Here is a 15,508-nt window from a genome sequence, read left to right as displayed (position 1 = left end):
GACGGTATCGACTTGGCATTCCGCCGATTCCGGGCGTTCCTCCAGTCGACTCTAATCGCCAGGGTGCCCGAGTGGAACGGCGGGTAAGCGTCGCCTGATCGGCGGTGCCGGTGCACGGGGGGCGCACGGAGTCATGGTGTCCGCCAAGTGGACACACCTGCGCGCCGGGTGAGGGGTTCCCCCTGGGATGCGGCATCACGTCCGGATAACGAACGGACACTCCATATAGTGCACTTGACCTGCCCAAGTCAAGATCTGTTTTTTGTTCCGGAACTCCGGTCGAATGGCGGCACTTGACTACACGCGTATACCGCGCGCGGACCCTCCAGGATCATGGACCCTCCTCCGCGCGAGTCGGGCGCGGGGGAGGACCTCAAGTGACCAGTAGAACCTGGACGTTCAGAGCGGCGGCGATCGGTGTCGCGTTCGCCGCGGCGGCCGCGACGTTCTCGACGTTCGCGGTGGCACAGGCCGCCGACGAGGGCGCGTCCACGGCTGCGGCCGTGGACCGTCGCGACCCGGCGGACCGCGCCAAGCAGGAGCACGACCTCGAAGGCCCGCTGAGCAAGACGCAGGAAGCCCAGCGCGAAGAAGCCCTGAAGCAGGTCATATCCGGCGACGCCACGGTCAAGAACCGTGACGGATCGCAGGTCGTGCAGCTGGAGAGCAACAAGGGCGACAGCAAGTACGTCGAGCTCGGCCGCGAGAAGACCGACAAGATCTTCACGATCCTCGTCGAGTTCGGCGACGAGATAGACAGCCGCTACGGCGGCACCCCGGGCCCGCTGCACAACCAGATAGCCGAGCCCGACCGCACCAAGGACAACAGCACGGCCTGGCAGGCGGACTACAACCAGGAGCACTTCCAGGAGCTGTACTTCGGCACCGGTGACAACACCGAGTCGGTGAAGAAGTACTACGAGAAGCAGTCCTCGGGCCGCTACTCGGTCGACGGCGAGGTGTCCGACTGGGTCAAGGTCCCCTTCAACGAGGCCCGTTACGGCAACAACGCCTGCGGCCAGACCACCTGCGCCAGCGTGTGGAACGTGGTCAGCGACGGCGTCAAGGCCTGGGTCGCCGACCAGAAGGCGTCCGGCAAGTCCGACGCCGACATCAAGGCGGACCTGGCCCAGTACGACCAGTGGGACCGCTACGACTTCGACGGCGACGGCGACTTCAACGAGCCCGACGGCTACGTCGACCACTTCCAGATCGTGCACGCCGGTGAGGACGAGTCGGCCGGCGGCGGCGCGCAGGGCACGGACGCGATCTGGGCCCACCGCTGGTACGCGTTCGGCACGGACGCGGGTGCCACCGGCCCCGAGGGCAACAAGCTCGGCGGCGCCCAGGTCGGCGACACCGGCATCTGGGTCGGCGACTACACCATCCAGCCGGAGAACGGCGGACTCGGAGTCTTCGCCCACGAGTACGGCCACGACCTCGGTCTGCCGGACCTCTACGACACCAACGGCGGCGAGAACTCCACCGGGTTCTGGACGCTGATGTCGTCCGGCTCCTGGCTCGGCACCGGCAAGAACGAGATCGGCGACCTGCCGGGCGACATGACCGCCTGGGACAAGCTGCAGCTCGGCTGGCTGGACTACGACACGGCGAAGGCCGCGACGAGTTCGCAGCACAAGCTGGGTGTCGCCGAGTACAACACCCAGAACAAGCAGGCCCTCGTGGTCGAGCTGCCCAAGAAGACGGTCACCACCGAGATCGTGGAGCCCGCGCAGGGCGCGACGCAGTGGTGGAGCGGCAGCGGCGACGACCTCTCCAACACGCTGACCCGTTCCGTGGACCTCACGGGCAAGTCCTCGGCCTCCCTGACGCTCGACGGCTGGTGGGACATCGAGGCGGGCTACGACTACCTCTACACCGAGGTCTCGACCGACGGCGGCGCCAACTGGACGGCCGTCGACGGCACGGCGGACGGCGCGCCCATCAGCCGTGACGGCAGCGACAAGCCGGCGCTGGACGGCACGTCGGAGACGTACAAGAAGCTGGCGTACTCCCTCGACGCGTACGCGGGCAAGAAGATCGACCTGCGTTTCCGCTACGCCACCGACGGCGGCGTGGCCCAGAAGGGCTTCGCGGCGGACTCCATCTCCGTGACCGCGGACGGCTCGGCCGTCTTCTCGGACGACGCGGAGAGCGCGGACGCGGCCTGGACCGCCAAGGGCTTCTCGCGCATCGGAGCGTCCATCACGGACGACTACGCGCAGTACTACATCGCCGAGAACCGCCAGTACGTGTCGTACGACAAGACGTTGAAGGTCGGCCCGTACAACTTCGGCTTCTCGACGACGCGTCCGGACTGGGTGGAGCACTACCCGTACCAGAACGGCCTGTTGATCTGGAAGTGGGACACCTCGCAGGCGGACAACAACACCAGCGTGCACCCCGGTACCGGTCTGGTTCTTCCGGTCGACGCCCACCCGCAGGCCCTGAGGTGGTCGGACGGCACGCTGATGCGCAACCGGATCCAGGCGTACGACTCGACGTTCACCCTGTCCCGCACGGACGGGATCACGCTGCACAAGGCGGGCGTCGCGACGAAGATCGCCTCGAAGAAGGGTGTGTCGACGTTCGACGACCGCGCCAACACGTACTACGACGAGTCGAACCCCACGGGTGGTGTGAAGATCACTGACACCAACACCAAGATCAAGATCGTCAATGAGGCCTGGGATGGCTCGACGGTCACGCTCCAGGTGGGCCCCGCGGTGAAGTAATCCGCATCTCCGCAGGTCAGAGACGTATCGGCCGCGACCCCTTGGCGGGTCGCGGCCGATCGTGTTTAGGTGCGTGCTGTGACTCTCTTATTGACACTGACGTGCACGGGGGTGTGATCGCATGGCCGCAGGAGGTTTCTGCAAGCTGCCGAACGGCACGGTGGTGGTGGCACTGAACCTGCCCACACCCACCTCTCCGGTCGCCCACCCCGATGCCGCCCCGGTCCGCATCCTGGTCCACGCGGCGAACCGCGCCCGCGCTCTCACCCGGCTGAGGAACCTCGGCATGCGAGCGGTGTACCTCCGGGGGAACGCGGCGCCCCCGACACCGGACGAGATCACGGCGGTACTGCACCACCCGGACGGCCTGATATGGCGCACGGACAGCGAGGCCGCCACCCCGCCGGAGCTGTGGCGCCCGATCAGGTCCTTGCTTCGGCGGCCCGCACCTTCCAGCCCCTCCGGCGTGTGAGGAGCGGGGGCCCGGGGGCTCGGGGCGGAGCCCCCTGGGTCAGACCACGGGCTTGCCCGAGAGTTCCACGCCCGCCTCACGCATCTCGTCCAGGGCCTTCTCCGTCGTCTCCTCGGAGACACCCGCCGTGAGGTCGAGAAGGACCTGCGTACGGAAGCCCTCCCGCGCGGAGTCCAGGGCGGTCGCCTTCACACAGTGGTCCGTGGCGATGCCCACCACGTCCACCTCCTCGATCCCGCGGGCGCGAAGCCAGTCGGCAAGGCCGGCGCCGTTCTCGTCGACGCCCTCGAATCCGCTGTACGCGGCGGCGTACGCGCCCTTGTCGAAGACCGCGTCGATCGCTCCGGAGGCGACCGCGGGGGCGAAGTTCGGGTGGAAGCCGACACCCTCCGTACCCGCCACACAGTGGGCCGGCCAGGAGTGGACATAGTCGGGGTTGTCGGCGAAGTGGCCGCCGGGGGCGATGTGGTGGTCGCGGGTCGCCACGACGTGGCGGTACCCGGCGGGGGCCTGCCCGATCAGCTCCGTGATCGCGGCGGCCACATCGGCACCCCCGGCCACCGCGAGACTGCCCCCCTCGCAGAAGTCGTTCTGCACATCTACGACGATCAAGGCGCGGCGCATGGTCGGTGTCCTTCGACTGTGGGATCGGTGGTCGGGGGTGCGGGCAGGGCCTGCGAATCATGGAACACGCGTGGTGCGTCACGTGTCACGCATCGCGATGAAAGACCGAGCCTAGAGACTTCGGGTACGGGGCGGGAGGGGGCACAGGACGGCGGATTCGCGCGCAGGGCGCGCTGCCGGTGCATGCCCGCACGGCTCGCGTTCATGCACGGTCGCACGGGGGCGCGCGATCGTCGTGGGCGCCGGGGCAGTGCGTCACGCGGTCCGTCACCGGCCCGTCACGCGGTCCTTGACACGTATTCCGTCGGAATGACCGCCTCCCCCCGCGAGAGCTGTGTCGCCGAGAGGGGCAGGTTCGCGAGGGCGGACACATGCCGGTCCCGTACGACGTCCAGAGGCTCACGGGCGACGACCTCGCCGCCCCTGACCAGCTCCACCTGGAGGAGCCGGTCCTTCAGTTCCTCCGGCACGGACCCGGTGCCGACCACCTCGGCCTCCGCCGTGCCGTGCTCGTCCCGTCGCCGTGCCGCCCACTTCCGGCCACCGGCGGACGTCTTGCCGCCGGACGACTTCTTCGCCACGGGGACGAGCGGAGCCCCGGGCTCCGCGGACCTGGCGCGGGCGACGAGCTTGTAGACCATCGAGCACGTCGGATGACCGGAACCCGTCACCAGCTGGGTGCCCACGCCGTACGCGTCCACGGGCGCCGCCGCCAGCGAGGCGATCGCGTACTCGTCGAGGTCCGAGGTCACGATGATCTTCGTCCGGGTCGCCCCCAGCTCGTCCAGCTGCTGCCGGACCCGGTGCGCGACCAGGAGCAGGTCGCCGGAGTCGATACGGACGGCACCCAGCTCCGGCCCGGCGACGTCCACCGCCGCACGGACCGCCTCGGTGACGTCGTACGTGTCCACGAGAAGAGTGGTACCCCGTCCGAGCGAGTTCACCTGCGCCCGGAAGGCGTCCCGCTCGCGGTCGTGGAGCAGGGTGAAGGCGTGGGCGGAGGTGCCCACGGTCGGGATGTTGTAGCGGAAGCCCGCCGCCAGGTCGGACGTGGAGGTGAAACCGCCCACGTACGCGGCCCTGGACGCGGCCACCGCCGCCAGCTCGTGGGTGCGCCGGGCGCCCATCTCGATCAGCGGGCGGTCCCCGGCGGCGGAGGACATACGGGACGCGGCCGCCGCGATCGCCGAGTCGTGGTTGAGGATGGAGAGGATCACGGTCTCCAGCAGCACGCATTCCGCGAAGGAACCCTCCACGCGGAGGACGGGCGAGCCCGGGAAGTACACCTCACCCTCCGGATAGCCCCAGATGTCCCCGCTGAAGCGGTACGAGGCGAGCCAGTCGAGGGTCGGCCCGCCCACGATCCCGCCCTCACGCAGGAAGCCCAGCACATCCGCGTCGAACCGGAAGTTCTCCACCGCGTCCAGCACACGCCCCGTGCCCGCCACGACGCCGTACCGCCGCCCCTCGGGCAGCCGCCGCGTGAAGACCTCGAACACCGAGCGCCGTCCCGCGGTGCCCGCCGCGAGCGCGGCCTCCAGCATCGTCAGCTCGTACTGGTCCGTGAAGAGCGCCGTCGAGGGCACGCCCACGCGCCGCCCAGCCCCGTTGTGCGGAAGCGCCGCGCGCCCTTCGTCTTCCGGAAGCCCCAGCTCCGCTATGCCCACCAGAGTTCTCCTCGCCTGCGTCGGCGGGGATGGCGCCCCGCCCGATTCCTGGGGGATGCCCCCCTGTCCTTGCCGGGCGCGGCCCGTCGCGCCACGGCGATCGGACATGCGGGCATGGTGCCCCCCGGTCAAGGATCCATACGGCTTCGAGGGCGATCGTACTCGGAAATCGTCAGACTGACGATTTCGGGGGTCCGTTTGTGCGGGTGCCCCCCTGTGGTGGCAGCATGGGCCGTGTGACGGCTCCCGCACCCCTAGAGATCGAAAAGACCGAGTCGGCGGAGGAGGTTTTCGCCGTCCCCGAGCCCGACGTTCCGTGGGTGACGATCGTCCACAACGACCCGGTCAACCTCATGAGCTATGTGACGTATGTCTTCCAGACGTACTTCGGCTACTCGAAGGACAAGGCCACCAAGCTCATGCTGGACGTGCATCACAAGGGCCGTGCGGTGGTCTCCAGCGGAACGCGCGAGGAGATGGAACGCGACGTACAGGCCATGCACGGATACGGTCTGTGGGCCACCCTCCAGCAGGACCGCAAGTAGCACAGCCCGAAGCGGCGCCCCCCGTGCGGTGCCCCGCGGGGGACACGAACAGCACACCTCAAGCCGGCCGGAAGCAGCGAACCCACTCCATGCCAGGAACCTTCGAACCGACCTCCGGCGGCGGCGCGGCCGTCGCGCTCGACGAGGTCGAGATCTCCATCATCCGCTCGCTGGCCGTCCAGCTCCTGGAGCTGATCGGTCCCGGCCCCGCTGAGGAGACCCCCGGCGACCCGCTCGCCGAACTGTTCACCAACGGGCCGAGTGAGCCCCCCAAGGACCCGGTGCTCCAGCGCCTCTTCCCCGACGCCTACGGCGGACCCGGCGGCGAGGCGGTCCCGCCCGAGGAGGCCGAGGAGCAGCGCCAGTACTCCTCGGAGTTCCGCCGCTTCACCGAGAACGACCTGCGCGCCGGCAAACGCGAGAACGCCCTCGCCGTGATCCGCTCCCTGGACCGGCTGACCACCGCGGGTGACGGCGGTGCCGTACTGGAACTCGCCCCCGAGGACTCCCGCCAGTGGCTCGGCTGCCTCAACGACCTGCGCCTGGCGATCGGCTCCCGCCTCGACGTCACGGAGGAGGAGGACACCGACCTTCTCTACCGCCTGCCGGACGAGGACCCACGCAAGCCGATGGTGATGGCGTACCTCTGGCTGGGCGGCCTCCAGGAGACGCTCGTCCAGACCCTGATGCCCTGATCCGGTTGCACTGACCGCGCTTTCCCTCCTCGCGGCGGTCATCAAACGGTCTCTTTGTGGTCATGCGGTGTCCGCTCAGGGGACGCTCAAATCCGCATAACGATCGGGTCACCAGCCCTGGGGTTTTGGGCCGGAAGTACCTTGTGGCGTGAGACGCGTCACTCTAGGGCGCGTAAACGGCGTGGTAAGAACTGGCAACTCCATTTCGGCACCACCCCTCGCCGCAATGGCCGTCATGACTGCAAGCCGGTCGCAACGGACAACGGCGTTGCTTCACCACCGCACCCATCACCGGTGCGTCACGCCAGCCAGCCCCCCCCACGCCCCTGAGGTAGCTTGATGTCGCTTGACAGCATCTCCACATCCATTGACGACGCCGTCGGTGGTTTCTTCGAACCGGTCGCCACCAAGGTTTCCGAAGTCGTCTTCTACGCCGTGCCCGTCGGCGACACCGAACTTCCGATCATCGTCGCCTGGCTCGTGGTCGCCGGCCTGGTCTTCACCACGTGGTTCGGGCTGCTGCAGGTACGCAAGTTCAAGCTCGCCTTCGACGTCGTACGCGGCAAGTACGACGAGGAGGGCGCGGCCGGTGAGGTCAACCACTTCCAGGCACTCACCGCCGCCGTCTCCGGCACCGTCGGCCTCGGGAACATCGCCGGTGTCGCCGTCGCCGTCTCCATCGGCGGCCCCGGAGCCACCTTCTGGATGATCCTCTGCGGTCTGCTCGGTATGGCCACCAAGTTCGTCGAGGTCACCCTCGGTGTGAAGTACCGCGAGGAGCACGAGGACGGCACCGTCTCCGGCGGTCCGATGCACTACCTGCCCAAGGGCCTCGCCGAGCGCTTCGGCAAGGGCGGCAAGAGGGCCGGCTCGGTCCTGGCGGCCCTGGCCTCCGTCATGATCCTCTTCTTCGGCCTGTTCGGTGGAAACCTGCTCCAGGTCAACCAGAGCTACGCACAGATCGCCTCGACCGTCGGCGGCGAGGACGGCTTCATGTCCTCCTCGGCCGGTGCGCTCCTGTTCGGCGTCGTGATCTCCGCCCTGGTCGGTCTCGTGCTGCTCGGCGGTATCCGCTCCATCGCCTCCGTCACCAGCCGGCTGGTCCCGGCGATGGCCGCCATCTACATCGTGGCCTGCCTGGTCGTCATCGGCGTGAACGTCACGGCGGTGCCCGACGCGTTCCAGACCATCGTCAAGGGCGCCTTCGAGGCCGAGGGCGTCGCCGGCGGTGTGATCGGCGCGCTGATCGTCGGCTTCCAGCGCGCGGCCTTCTCCAACGAGGCCGGTCTGGGTTCCGCCCCGATCGCCCACTCCGCGGTCAAGACGCGCCACCCCGCGAGCGAGGGCCTGGTCGCCCTGCTGGAGCCGTTCATCGACACGGTCGTCATCTGCACCATGACCGCGCTGACGATCGTCATCGCCAACCCGGCCAGCTGGGCCGAGGCACGCGAGGGCGAGAGCATCGGCGGCGTCACCATCACCTCCGACGCCTTCGCGACCGTCCTGCCCTGGTTCCCCCACCTGCTGACCGTCGCGGTGCTGCTGTTCGCCTTCTCCACCGTCCTGACCTGGGGCTACTACGGCCTGAAGGCGTGGTCGTACCTCTTCGGCAAGAGCAGGACGAGCGAGATCACCTTCAAGGCCGTCTGGAGCGTGTTCGTCATCGCGGGCTCGCTGCTCTCCCTCGACTCGCTTATCAGCCTGGCCGACTCGGCGCTCTTCGCTCTGTCGGTCTTCAACATCATCGGCCTCTACCTGCTGGCCCCCGTCGTCAAGCGGGAGCTCGACTCCTTCCTCAACTTCGTGCGCGCCCGCAAGGCCGGTACGGCGCAGGACGAGGCCGGCAAGGAGACCGCCGAGGCGCTCAGCTGAGCTGCTGAGTTCCCACCCTGCTCAGCATGTGGGCAGCCCCGTACCACTCCTCGGTACGGGGCTGCCCTTCTGCTTATCCTGACCGACATGCTGACCATCACCCAGGACCTCGTCGACCGGATCGTCGCGCACGCGCGCAAGGACCACCCCGACGAGGCGTGCGGCGTCGTCGCGGGCCCGGCGGGCTCGGACCGCCCCGAGCGCTTCATCCCGATGCTCAACGCGGCCATGTCGCCCACCTTCTACGAGTTCGACTCGGGCGATCTGCTGAGGCTCTACCGCGAGATGGACGACCGCGACGAGGAACCGGTCGTCATCTACCACTCCCACACGGCGACCGAGGCCTACCCGTCCCGCACGGACATCTCGTACGCGAACGAGCCGGGCGCCCACTACGTCCTCGTCTCCACCGCGGACACGGACGGGCTCGGTGACTTCCAGTTCCGCTCGTACCGGATCGTGGAAGGCGAGGTCACGGAGGAGGAGGTCAAGGTGGTGGAGTCGTACTGATCACGCCGATCTCAACCACCGGGCGACAACTGTCCGTATCACGAGATCACACTCTGGGCCCCCAGCCGGGAATCGATACGATGAACCCATGGTTTTCCACGACGTGAGCGACAAGACGCCGGGCGCACTGCTCGTGGCGCGGCTGCACGTCGACCTGTGCAGGCTTGCCAGCGCCATCTGTTGACGCCGGCCCCCGCAGCCGTACGGCTCCACCGATCCACGTACGACACGCACATCGAGCTGCCGTGCGCCCACCGGCGCACCGGCCCACCGACCTCACTTCTTCCGACAGGAGCCCGCAACCATGGCCATCGAGGTCCGCATCCCCACCATCCTCCGCCAGTACACCGACGGTCAGAAGGCGGTGGAGGGCACCGGGGACACCCTCGCCGAGCTCTTCGCCGACCTCGAAACCCGGCACGCCGGCATCCGGGCCCGTCTCATCGACGCGGACGCCGGCGGCGAGCTGCGCCGCTTCGTCAACGTGTACCTGAACGACGAGGACGTCCGCTTCCTCGACGGCGTCAACAGCAAGGTCGCCGACGGCGACAACGTGACGATCCTGCCGGCCGTGGCCGGCGGCATGGCCTGATCGGCCGCTGGTTCCCCATGCGTTACGACTCCCCGTTGGCCGCGGTGGGCAACACCCCTCTGGTGCGCCTGCCGCGGCTCTCGCCGTCCGCCGACGTCAGCATCTGGGCCAAGCTGGAGGACCGGAACCCGACGGGTTCGGTCAAGGACCGCCCGGCCCTCCACATGATCGAACGGGCGGAGAAGAACGGCCGTCTCACGCCCGGCTGCACGATCCTGGAGCCGACCTCCGGCAACACGGGCATCTCCCTGGCCATGGCGGCGAAGCTCAAGGGCTACCGCATGGTGTGCGTAATGCCCGAGAACACCTCGCAGGAGCGCCGTGACCTGCTGGGCATGTGGGGCGCCGAGATCATCTCGTCGCCGGCCGCGGGTGGCTCCAACACCGCGGTCCGGGTGGCCAAGGAACTGGCCGCCGAGCACCCGGACTGGGTGATGCTGTACCAGTACGGCAACCCGGACAACGCCGGGGCGCACTACGCGACGACGGGTCCGGAGATCCTCTCGGACCTCCCCTCCATCACCCACTTCGTGGCGGGTCTGGGCACGACGGGCACCCTCATGGGCGTCGGCCGCTACCTGCGCGAGAACAAGCCGGACGTGAAGATCGTCGCCGCGGAGCCGCGGTACGACGACCTGGTGTACGGGCTGCGGAACCTCGACGAGGGCTTCGTTCCCGAGCTGTACGACGCGTCCGTCCTCACCACCCGCTTCTCCGTCGGCTCCGCCGACGCGGTCACCCGCACCCGCGAACTGCTGCAACAGGAGGGCATCTTCGCGGGCGTCTCCACGGGGGCCGCCCTCCACGCGGCGATCGGCGTCGCCAGGAAGGCCCTGAAGGCCGGCGAACCGGCGGATGTCGTCTTCGTCGTCGCCGACGGCGGCTGGAAGTACCTGTCGACGGGCGTCTACACGGCGGCGACGACGGAGGAAGCGATCGAGCGGGTACAGGGGCAACTCTGGGCGTAAGCGGCGGGGAGGGGGCGTGACCGCGGTTTTCCTCGCCCCCCTCGTCCTCAAACGCCGGACGGGCCGAGCAGTTCCCGCACCACCGGCACCAGCGCCCGGAACGCCTTCCCCCGGTGGCTGATCGCGTTCTTCTCCTCGGGGGTCAGCTCCGCGCACGTCCGGCTCTCCCCCTCCGGCTGGAGGATCGGGTCGTAGCCGAAGCCGTTCGTGCCGGCCGGGGCGTGGCGCAGTGTGCCCCTCAACTGCCCCTCCACCACGCGCTCGGTGCCGTCCGGCAGCGCGAGGGCCGCCGCGCACGCGAAGTGGGCGCCGCGGTGTTCGTCGGTGATGTCGGCGAGCTGGGCCAGCAGCAGGTCCAGGTTGGCCCGGTCGTCGCCGTGCCGGCCCGACCAGCGGGCCGAGAAGATGCCGGGGGCACCGTTCAGGACGTCCACGCACAGGCCCGAGTCGTCGGCGACCGCGGGAAGGCCCGTCGCCTGTGCCAGGGCGTGGGCCTTGAGCAGCGCGTTCTCCGCGAAGGTGACGCCGGTCTCCTTGACGTCGGGCACATCGGGGTAGGCGTCCGCACCGACGAGTTCGTGAGCGAGCGCCGCGTCGGCGAGGATCGCCCGCAACTCGGTGATCTTTCCGGCGTTACGGGTGGCGAGGATCAGACGGGTCATGGCCACACAGTAACGAGGGGGTTCGGGGGCGCCCCGAAAGGGGGGCGCCCCCGAAGGGGCGCGGGGCTGTGTTGCCTATGCGGCTCCGCCGCGTGGGCGCGACCAGCCACAACGAACCCGCAGCCGCCCAGCACCAGGAACCCGGCAGACGAGACGCGCCCCCCCCCCACAGCCGGCGCAGCTACGGGGTGCAGACCTTCGTCAGCTCACCCGCCGCATCCGTCACCGGACTGATGTCCGGGGTCTCGTCGCCGTTCTTGATCGCGTCGCGCACGTTGGTGACGGCCTTCTCAAGGTCGTCGACGGCCTTGTTGACGTCGGCGTTGTCGGTCTTGTCGCCGATCTCACCGAGGTTCTTCTCGATGGAGTTGAGCGACTCGTCGATCTGGGTCGGGTCGTCGGACGCGCTCTCGACCGCCTGCTGGAGGTCGGTGACGCTGTCGGCGATGGCGTCGGCGGTCTGGACGCAGTCCAGGGCCTTGTTGACGGCGTCGCACCCCGTGGCAAGACCGGTCGTCAGCGCGACCGCCGCTACGGCGGTGGCGATGGTCGTACGACGTCGGCGGCGGCTCGCGGCCATGGAACTGTCCTCCGGTGCGGTTCGGGAATGGCCGGGCGTACCGCGGTGTGCCGTACGCCCGTACCGGTAGGGACGCGGGGAGACCGCACCGTGGTTGCTCACGGCACGGACCGTTTCTTGGTGCGCCCTTTACCTTTCCAGGACCGTATCAAGCGCCTTGCGCTGCAGTGCCGCCAGCTCCGTACAGCCGGACACCGCCAGGTCGAGCAGCGCGTTCAGCTCCTCGCGCGCGAACGGCTCGGCCTCCGCGGTGCCCTGGACCTCGACGAAACGGCCGTCGCCGGTGCAGACGACGTTCATGTCGGTCTCCGCCTTCACGTCCTCCTCGTAACAGAGGTCGAGGAGCGGGACGCCGCCGACGATGCCCACGGAGACCGCCGAGACCGTGCCCGTGAGCGGCTGCCGCCCGGCCTTGATCAGCTTCTTGCGCTGCGCCCACGCCACCGCGTCGGCCAGCGCGACGTACGCGCCCGTGATGGCCGCCGTGCGCGTGCCGCCGTCGGCCTGGAGGACGTCGCAGTCGAGGACGATGGTGTTCTCGCCGAGCGCCTTGTAGTCGATGACCGCGCGGAGCGAGCGGCCGATGAGGCGGGAGATCTCGTGCGTACGGCCGCCGATCTTGCCCCTGACGGACTCGCGGTCGCCGCGGGTGTTGGTGGAGCGGGGCAGCATCGCGTACTCCGCGGTGACCCAGCCCTCGCCGCTGCCCTTGCGCCAGCGTGGGACGCCCTCCGTGACGGAGGCGGTGCAGAGGACTCGCGTGTCGCCGAAGGAGACGAGGACGGAGCCCTCGGCGTGCTTGCTCCAGCCGCGTTCGATGGTGACCGGGCGGAGCTGTTCGGGCGTACGGCCGTCGATTCGAGACATGACGACGAGCCTAGCCGCACGTACGGAAGGGCCCTCCCACCCGGGAGGAAGGGCGGGGGGAAAGAGAGGCCCCCCGGGACCAGGACAGGTGGTTCCGGGGGGCTTCGGCATCAGCGTACGCGGTCTCGGATCGCCGCGTGAGCCGATCCCGTACGAAGGAGCGGGGCGGCGCCTCGTACCCGCGCTCAGACCTCGTACGACACCCTGGGCGCCGCCAGTTCCACCGGGCCCTTGAACACCGCGCGGGCGTCCGCCAGGTTGACCTGGGGGTCCGTCCACGGCGGGATGTGGGTGAGGACGAGGCGGCGGGCTCCGGCGCGGGCGGCCGTCTCGCCTGCCTCGCGGCCGTTGAGGTGGAGGTCCGGGATGTTCTCCTTGCCGTGGGTGAACGCGGCCTCGCACAGGAACAGGTCGGCGTCGCGGGCGAGTTCCTCCAGCGCGTCACTGACGCCGGTGTCACCGGAGTACGTCAGCGCGCGGCCGCCGTGCTCGACGCGGATGCCGTAGGCCTCCACGGGGTGGGCGACCCGCTCGGTGTGCACGGTGAAGGGGCCGATCTCGAACGTGCCCGGCTTGACCGTGTGGAAGTCGAAGACCTCGCTCATGGAGGAGGCGGACGGGGTGTCGGCGTACGCGGTGGTCAGACGGTGCTCCGTACCCTCCGGTCCGTAGACGGGGATCGGGTCGCAGCGGCCGCCGTCGTGGCGGTAGTAGCGCGCCACGAAGTACGCGCACATGTCGATGCAGTGGTCGGCGTGCAGATGGCTGAGGAAGATCGCGTCGAGGTCGTAGAGACCGCAGTGGCGCTGCAACTCGCCCAGGGCGCCGTTGCCCATGTCGAGGAGCAGCCGGAAGCCGTCGGCCTCTACGAGGTAGCTCGAACAGGCCGATTCCGCGGACGGGAACGACCCCGAGCAGCCGACGACGGTGAGCTTCATAGAGCTGGAACCTCCGCGCTGGCAGATGGTTGACGAAGGGAACGGGGGGTCGGATCGGGGGTCGTGCGGTGCGTCGAGCGTAAGGCGCAAAAGGGCCGGTCGCTCCTCTGGCAGGGGCTGTTGTGGGCGAACTCACCTGTGCTGTCACCGGTTCGGCTGGAAGTGGGGCGTGCGCGGCTCGGGGTGGGACGGGGCGGTGTGTGACAGGGCGGGCGCGGGGTGGAGTGCGCCGGTACCGTCGTGTGTATGGACACGTCGTGGTGGCTGGCGCTGGTGGCCGTGGTGCTGCTCGCGCTGGTCGCGACGCTCGTGGATGGGTGGGGGCGGCGTGGGCATGGGGGGCGGCGAACCTCGGATCGGTCGCATTCGCCGTCGCGGTCTCAGTCGTCGCCGCAGTCGCAGCCGCTGTCACAGCCGCAGTCCCGGCCCGGGCCGGCCGAGGTCTGGTGGGTGAGGGTGCCGCAGGATGACGGGCCGGCGGGTGCGGGGGATCGGCCGTGTCTGGTGCTGGCGGTGCGGGGGGAGCGTGTGGTGGTCGTCAAGATCACCACGAGGTATCGGGACGAGGAGCGGGCCGGGGTGATTCCGCTGCCGCCGGGCGTGGTGGGTGATGCGCGGGGGCGGGCCGGCTTCCTGGAGACGGGCGAGTTGCGTGAGGTGCCGGTGGGGGACTTCCGGCGTCGGGCGGGTGTGGTGGATCCGCTGGTGTGGGAACAGGTGCGGGATCTGCCGGGTTGATCCTGGGTTGTGTCGCTCTGCCCCTTTGTTCGTGCCCTGATCCTGACTGTCTGTGCCCCGGCCCCCGGGCTGTCTGTGCCCGGCCAGGGCTTCCCGTATCGCGCATGGAAACGTGGACCACTCCCCGCTTTCATGCTAGCGTCGGCGCCGTAAACCGGGGACCAGTCCCCGCTAGTGAGAGGCGGAGGCGTGGCGGATACGGCGCTGGTGTTGGGCGGGGGCGGGCTGACCGCGTACGCGTGGCAGGTCGGCATGCTGGCGGGGCTGGCCGAGGCCGGGCTCGACCTCGGCGGTGCCGACGTGTTCGCGGGCACGTCGGCCGGCGCACTGCTGGCGGTGGAACTGGCCGCCGGGGCGGCGCCGGCTGACCTGTACGGGGAACAGGTCAGCCGGACGCGGGCCATGCTGGAGGTGGACTTCACCCTCACCATGACCGTCAAGTACCTGTGGGCCGCGCTCGGTACGCGCGACCCGGAGGCCATGGTCAAGCGGCTGGGCAGGCTCGCGCTGGCCGTGCGCGACGTGTCGGAGTCGGACGTCTTCGACGCCATCGGCCCCCAACTGCCGGTTCAGCAGTGGCCGGAGAGGCCGGTGCGGCTGTTCGCGGTGGACGCGCTCACCGGCGAGCCGACCGGATTCGGCGCCGACAGCGGGATCGACCTGGTGCGGGCGATGTCGGCCACCTGCGCGCTGCCACCGCTGTTCCCGCCGATCACGATCGGCGAGGGGCGCTGGATGGACGGGGGCGTGCGCTCCACGGTCAACGCCGACCTGGTGGACGACTGCCGCCGGGTCGTCGTACTGGCCCCGATACCCAAGGGACCGGGGGCCAGCCCGAGCACCTCCGACCAGGTGGCCTCCCTGGAGGCGGGAGGCGCCCGGGCCGCTCTGCTGGTTCCGGACCGAGCGGCCCGCCGCGCGTTCGGCCGCAACCCCCTGGACGCGTCCCGCATCCCCGGCGCGGCCCGGGAGGGACGGCGGCAGGCGGCCGAGCACGCCGAACAGGTCCGCGCGGTCTGGCACGGCTGAACCGCGCCAACCGG

General features: G+C 69.5%; 17 protein-coding genes. 11 read left to right on the top strand and 6 right to left on the bottom strand.

The window, feature by feature from the left end:
- Nucleotides 1-377: 377 nt before the first annotated feature.
- The gene (locus IE262_RS23290; protein ID WP_189876194.1) at nucleotides 378-2,735 is read left to right on the top strand and encodes an immune inhibitor A domain-containing protein; all 2,358 of its coding nucleotides are present in this window, start codon (nucleotides 378-380) and stop codon (nucleotides 2,733-2,735) included.
- A 121-nt stretch (nucleotides 2,736-2,856) separates the two neighbouring features.
- Nucleotides 2,857-3,207, top strand: a complete 351-nt coding sequence (locus IE262_RS23285) for a hypothetical protein (protein WP_134035461.1) — start codon at nucleotides 2,857-2,859, stop codon at nucleotides 3,205-3,207.
- A gap of 39 nt (nucleotides 3,208-3,246) precedes the next feature.
- On the opposite strand, the gene IE262_RS23280 is transcribed toward IE262_RS23285, so the two are convergent.
- Complete coding sequence (locus tag IE262_RS23280; RefSeq protein ID WP_134035464.1) at nucleotides 3,247-3,831, bottom strand: nicotinamidase; 585 nt, start codon at nucleotides 3,829-3,831, stop codon at nucleotides 3,247-3,249.
- A gap of 278 nt (nucleotides 3,832-4,109) precedes the next feature.
- Nucleotides 4,110-5,498 carry a nicotinate phosphoribosyltransferase gene (locus IE262_RS23275; protein WP_373305105.1) on the bottom strand — a complete coding sequence of 463 codons (1,389 nt, stop codon included), beginning with the start codon at nucleotides 5,496-5,498 and terminating at the stop codon, nucleotides 4,110-4,112.
- Between the two features lie 227 nt (nucleotides 5,499-5,725).
- On the opposite strand from IE262_RS23275, the gene clpS reads away from it, so the two are divergent.
- The 7 genes from clpS (at nucleotide 5,726) to IE262_RS23245 (ending at nucleotide 10,680) form a co-directional block, all read left to right on the top strand.
- The gene (gene clpS / locus IE262_RS23270; protein ID WP_010986563.1) at nucleotides 5,726-6,043 is read left to right on the top strand and encodes an ATP-dependent Clp protease adapter ClpS; all 318 of its coding nucleotides are present in this window, start codon (nucleotides 5,726-5,728) and stop codon (nucleotides 6,041-6,043) included.
- Between the two features lie 89 nt (nucleotides 6,044-6,132).
- Nucleotides 6,133-6,738 (top strand): DUF2017 domain-containing protein, encoded by a 606-nt coding sequence (locus IE262_RS23265; protein WP_189876192.1) that lies wholly within the window; start codon nucleotides 6,133-6,135, stop codon nucleotides 6,736-6,738.
- Nucleotides 6,739-7,077: 339 nt separating this feature from the next.
- Nucleotides 7,078-8,610, top strand: a complete 1,533-nt coding sequence (locus tag IE262_RS23260) for an alanine/glycine:cation symporter family protein (protein WP_189876190.1) — start codon at nucleotides 7,078-7,080, stop codon at nucleotides 8,608-8,610.
- Between the two features lie 87 nt (nucleotides 8,611-8,697).
- Nucleotides 8,698-9,120, top strand: a complete 423-nt coding sequence (locus IE262_RS23255) for a M67 family metallopeptidase (RefSeq protein ID WP_134035473.1) — start codon at nucleotides 8,698-8,700, stop codon at nucleotides 9,118-9,120.
- 88 nt (nucleotides 9,121-9,208) lie between these two features.
- The gene (locus IE262_RS40570) at nucleotides 9,209-9,304 is read left to right on the top strand and encodes a putative leader peptide (protein WP_350954403.1); all 96 of its coding nucleotides are present in this window, start codon (nucleotides 9,209-9,211) and stop codon (nucleotides 9,302-9,304) included.
- 120 nt (nucleotides 9,305-9,424) lie between these two features.
- Nucleotides 9,425-9,712 (top strand): MoaD/ThiS family protein, encoded by a 288-nt coding sequence (locus IE262_RS23250; RefSeq protein ID WP_134035476.1) that lies wholly within the window; start codon nucleotides 9,425-9,427, stop codon nucleotides 9,710-9,712.
- Nucleotides 9,713-9,729: 17 nt separating this feature from the next.
- Nucleotides 9,730-10,680 carry a PLP-dependent cysteine synthase family protein gene (locus tag IE262_RS23245; RefSeq protein ID WP_134035479.1) on the top strand — a complete coding sequence of 317 codons (951 nt, stop codon included), beginning with the start codon at nucleotides 9,730-9,732 and terminating at the stop codon, nucleotides 10,678-10,680.
- A gap of 47 nt (nucleotides 10,681-10,727) precedes the next feature.
- Here IE262_RS23245 and rdgB read toward each other — a convergent pair whose 3' ends face one another.
- From rdgB to IE262_RS23225, 4 genes are all read right to left on the bottom strand, one after another.
- On the bottom strand, nucleotides 10,728-11,342 hold the full coding sequence (gene rdgB, locus IE262_RS23240) for an RdgB/HAM1 family non-canonical purine NTP pyrophosphatase (RefSeq protein WP_134035482.1): 615 nt from the start codon (nucleotides 11,340-11,342) through the stop codon (nucleotides 10,728-10,730).
- A gap of 181 nt (nucleotides 11,343-11,523) precedes the next feature.
- A complete protein-coding gene (locus IE262_RS23235; protein WP_189876188.1) occupies nucleotides 11,524-11,922 on the bottom strand; it encodes a hypothetical protein in 399 nt (132 codons plus the stop codon).
- A gap of 129 nt (nucleotides 11,923-12,051) precedes the next feature.
- Nucleotides 12,052-12,789 (bottom strand): ribonuclease PH, encoded by a 738-nt coding sequence (rph, locus tag IE262_RS23230; protein ID WP_134035488.1) that lies wholly within the window; start codon nucleotides 12,787-12,789, stop codon nucleotides 12,052-12,054.
- Between the two features lie 185 nt (nucleotides 12,790-12,974).
- Complete coding sequence (locus IE262_RS23225; protein WP_134035492.1) at nucleotides 12,975-13,727, bottom strand: MBL fold metallo-hydrolase; 753 nt, start codon at nucleotides 13,725-13,727, stop codon at nucleotides 12,975-12,977.
- Between the two features lie 246 nt (nucleotides 13,728-13,973).
- Between IE262_RS23225 and IE262_RS23220 the strand changes: the two genes are divergently transcribed.
- Nucleotides 13,974-14,465 carry a type II toxin-antitoxin system PemK/MazF family toxin gene (locus IE262_RS23220; RefSeq protein ID WP_189876186.1) on the top strand — a complete coding sequence of 164 codons (492 nt, stop codon included), beginning with the start codon at nucleotides 13,974-13,976 and terminating at the stop codon, nucleotides 14,463-14,465.
- Nucleotides 14,466-14,654: 189 nt separating this feature from the next.
- Nucleotides 14,655-15,494, top strand: a complete 840-nt coding sequence (locus IE262_RS23215) for a patatin-like phospholipase family protein (RefSeq protein WP_134035499.1) — start codon at nucleotides 14,655-14,657, stop codon at nucleotides 15,492-15,494.
- Nucleotides 15,495-15,508 lie beyond the last annotated feature (14 nt).

It is taken from the genome of Streptomyces bluensis, assembly GCF_014650715.1.
Lineage (GTDB): Bacteria > Actinomycetota > Actinomycetes > Streptomycetales > Streptomycetaceae > Streptomyces > Streptomyces bluensis.
Note: the sequence above shows the minus strand (reverse complement) of the source record. Positions and strands in the feature narration are given on the sequence as shown.

What these genes read in the sequence shown, in the direction of transcription:
- IE262_RS23280 (WP_134035464.1), bottom strand. Translation starts at nt 3,831, where the DNA reads ATGCGCCGCGCCTTGATCGTCGTAGATGTGCAGAACGACTTCTGCGAG.
- IE262_RS23255 (WP_134035473.1), top strand. Translation starts at nt 8,698, where the DNA reads ATGCTGACCATCACCCAGGACCTCGTCGACCGGATCGTCGCGCACGCG.
- rdgB (WP_134035482.1), bottom strand. Translation starts at nt 11,342, where the DNA reads ATGACCCGTCTGATCCTCGCCACCCGTAACGCCGGAAAGATCACCGAG.
- IE262_RS23225 (WP_134035492.1), bottom strand. Translation starts at nt 13,727, where the DNA reads ATGAAGCTCACCGTCGTCGGCTGCTCGGGGTCGTTCCCGTCCGCGGAA.
- IE262_RS23220 (WP_189876186.1), top strand. Translation starts at nt 13,974, where the DNA reads ATGGACACGTCGTGGTGGCTGGCGCTGGTGGCCGTGGTGCTGCTCGCG.
- IE262_RS40570 (WP_350954403.1), top strand. Translation starts at nt 9,209, where the DNA reads ATGGTTTTCCACGACGTGAGCGACAAGACGCCGGGCGCACTGCTCGTG.
- rph (WP_134035488.1), bottom strand. Translation starts at nt 12,789, where the DNA reads ATGTCTCGAATCGACGGCCGTACGCCCGAACAGCTCCGCCCGGTCACC.
- IE262_RS23260 (WP_189876190.1), top strand. Translation starts at nt 7,078, where the DNA reads ATGTCGCTTGACAGCATCTCCACATCCATTGACGACGCCGTCGGTGGT.
- IE262_RS23245 (WP_134035479.1), top strand. Translation starts at nt 9,730, where the DNA reads ATGCGTTACGACTCCCCGTTGGCCGCGGTGGGCAACACCCCTCTGGTG.
- clpS (WP_010986563.1), top strand. Translation starts at nt 5,726, where the DNA reads ATGGGCCGTGTGACGGCTCCCGCACCCCTAGAGATCGAAAAGACCGAG.
- IE262_RS23250 (WP_134035476.1), top strand. Translation starts at nt 9,425, where the DNA reads ATGGCCATCGAGGTCCGCATCCCCACCATCCTCCGCCAGTACACCGAC.
- IE262_RS23235 (WP_189876188.1), bottom strand. Translation starts at nt 11,922, where the DNA reads ATGGCCGCGAGCCGCCGCCGACGTCGTACGACCATCGCCACCGCCGTA.
- IE262_RS23265 (WP_189876192.1), top strand. Translation starts at nt 6,133, where the DNA reads ATGCCAGGAACCTTCGAACCGACCTCCGGCGGCGGCGCGGCCGTCGCG.
- IE262_RS23285 (WP_134035461.1), top strand. Translation starts at nt 2,857, where the DNA reads ATGGCCGCAGGAGGTTTCTGCAAGCTGCCGAACGGCACGGTGGTGGTG.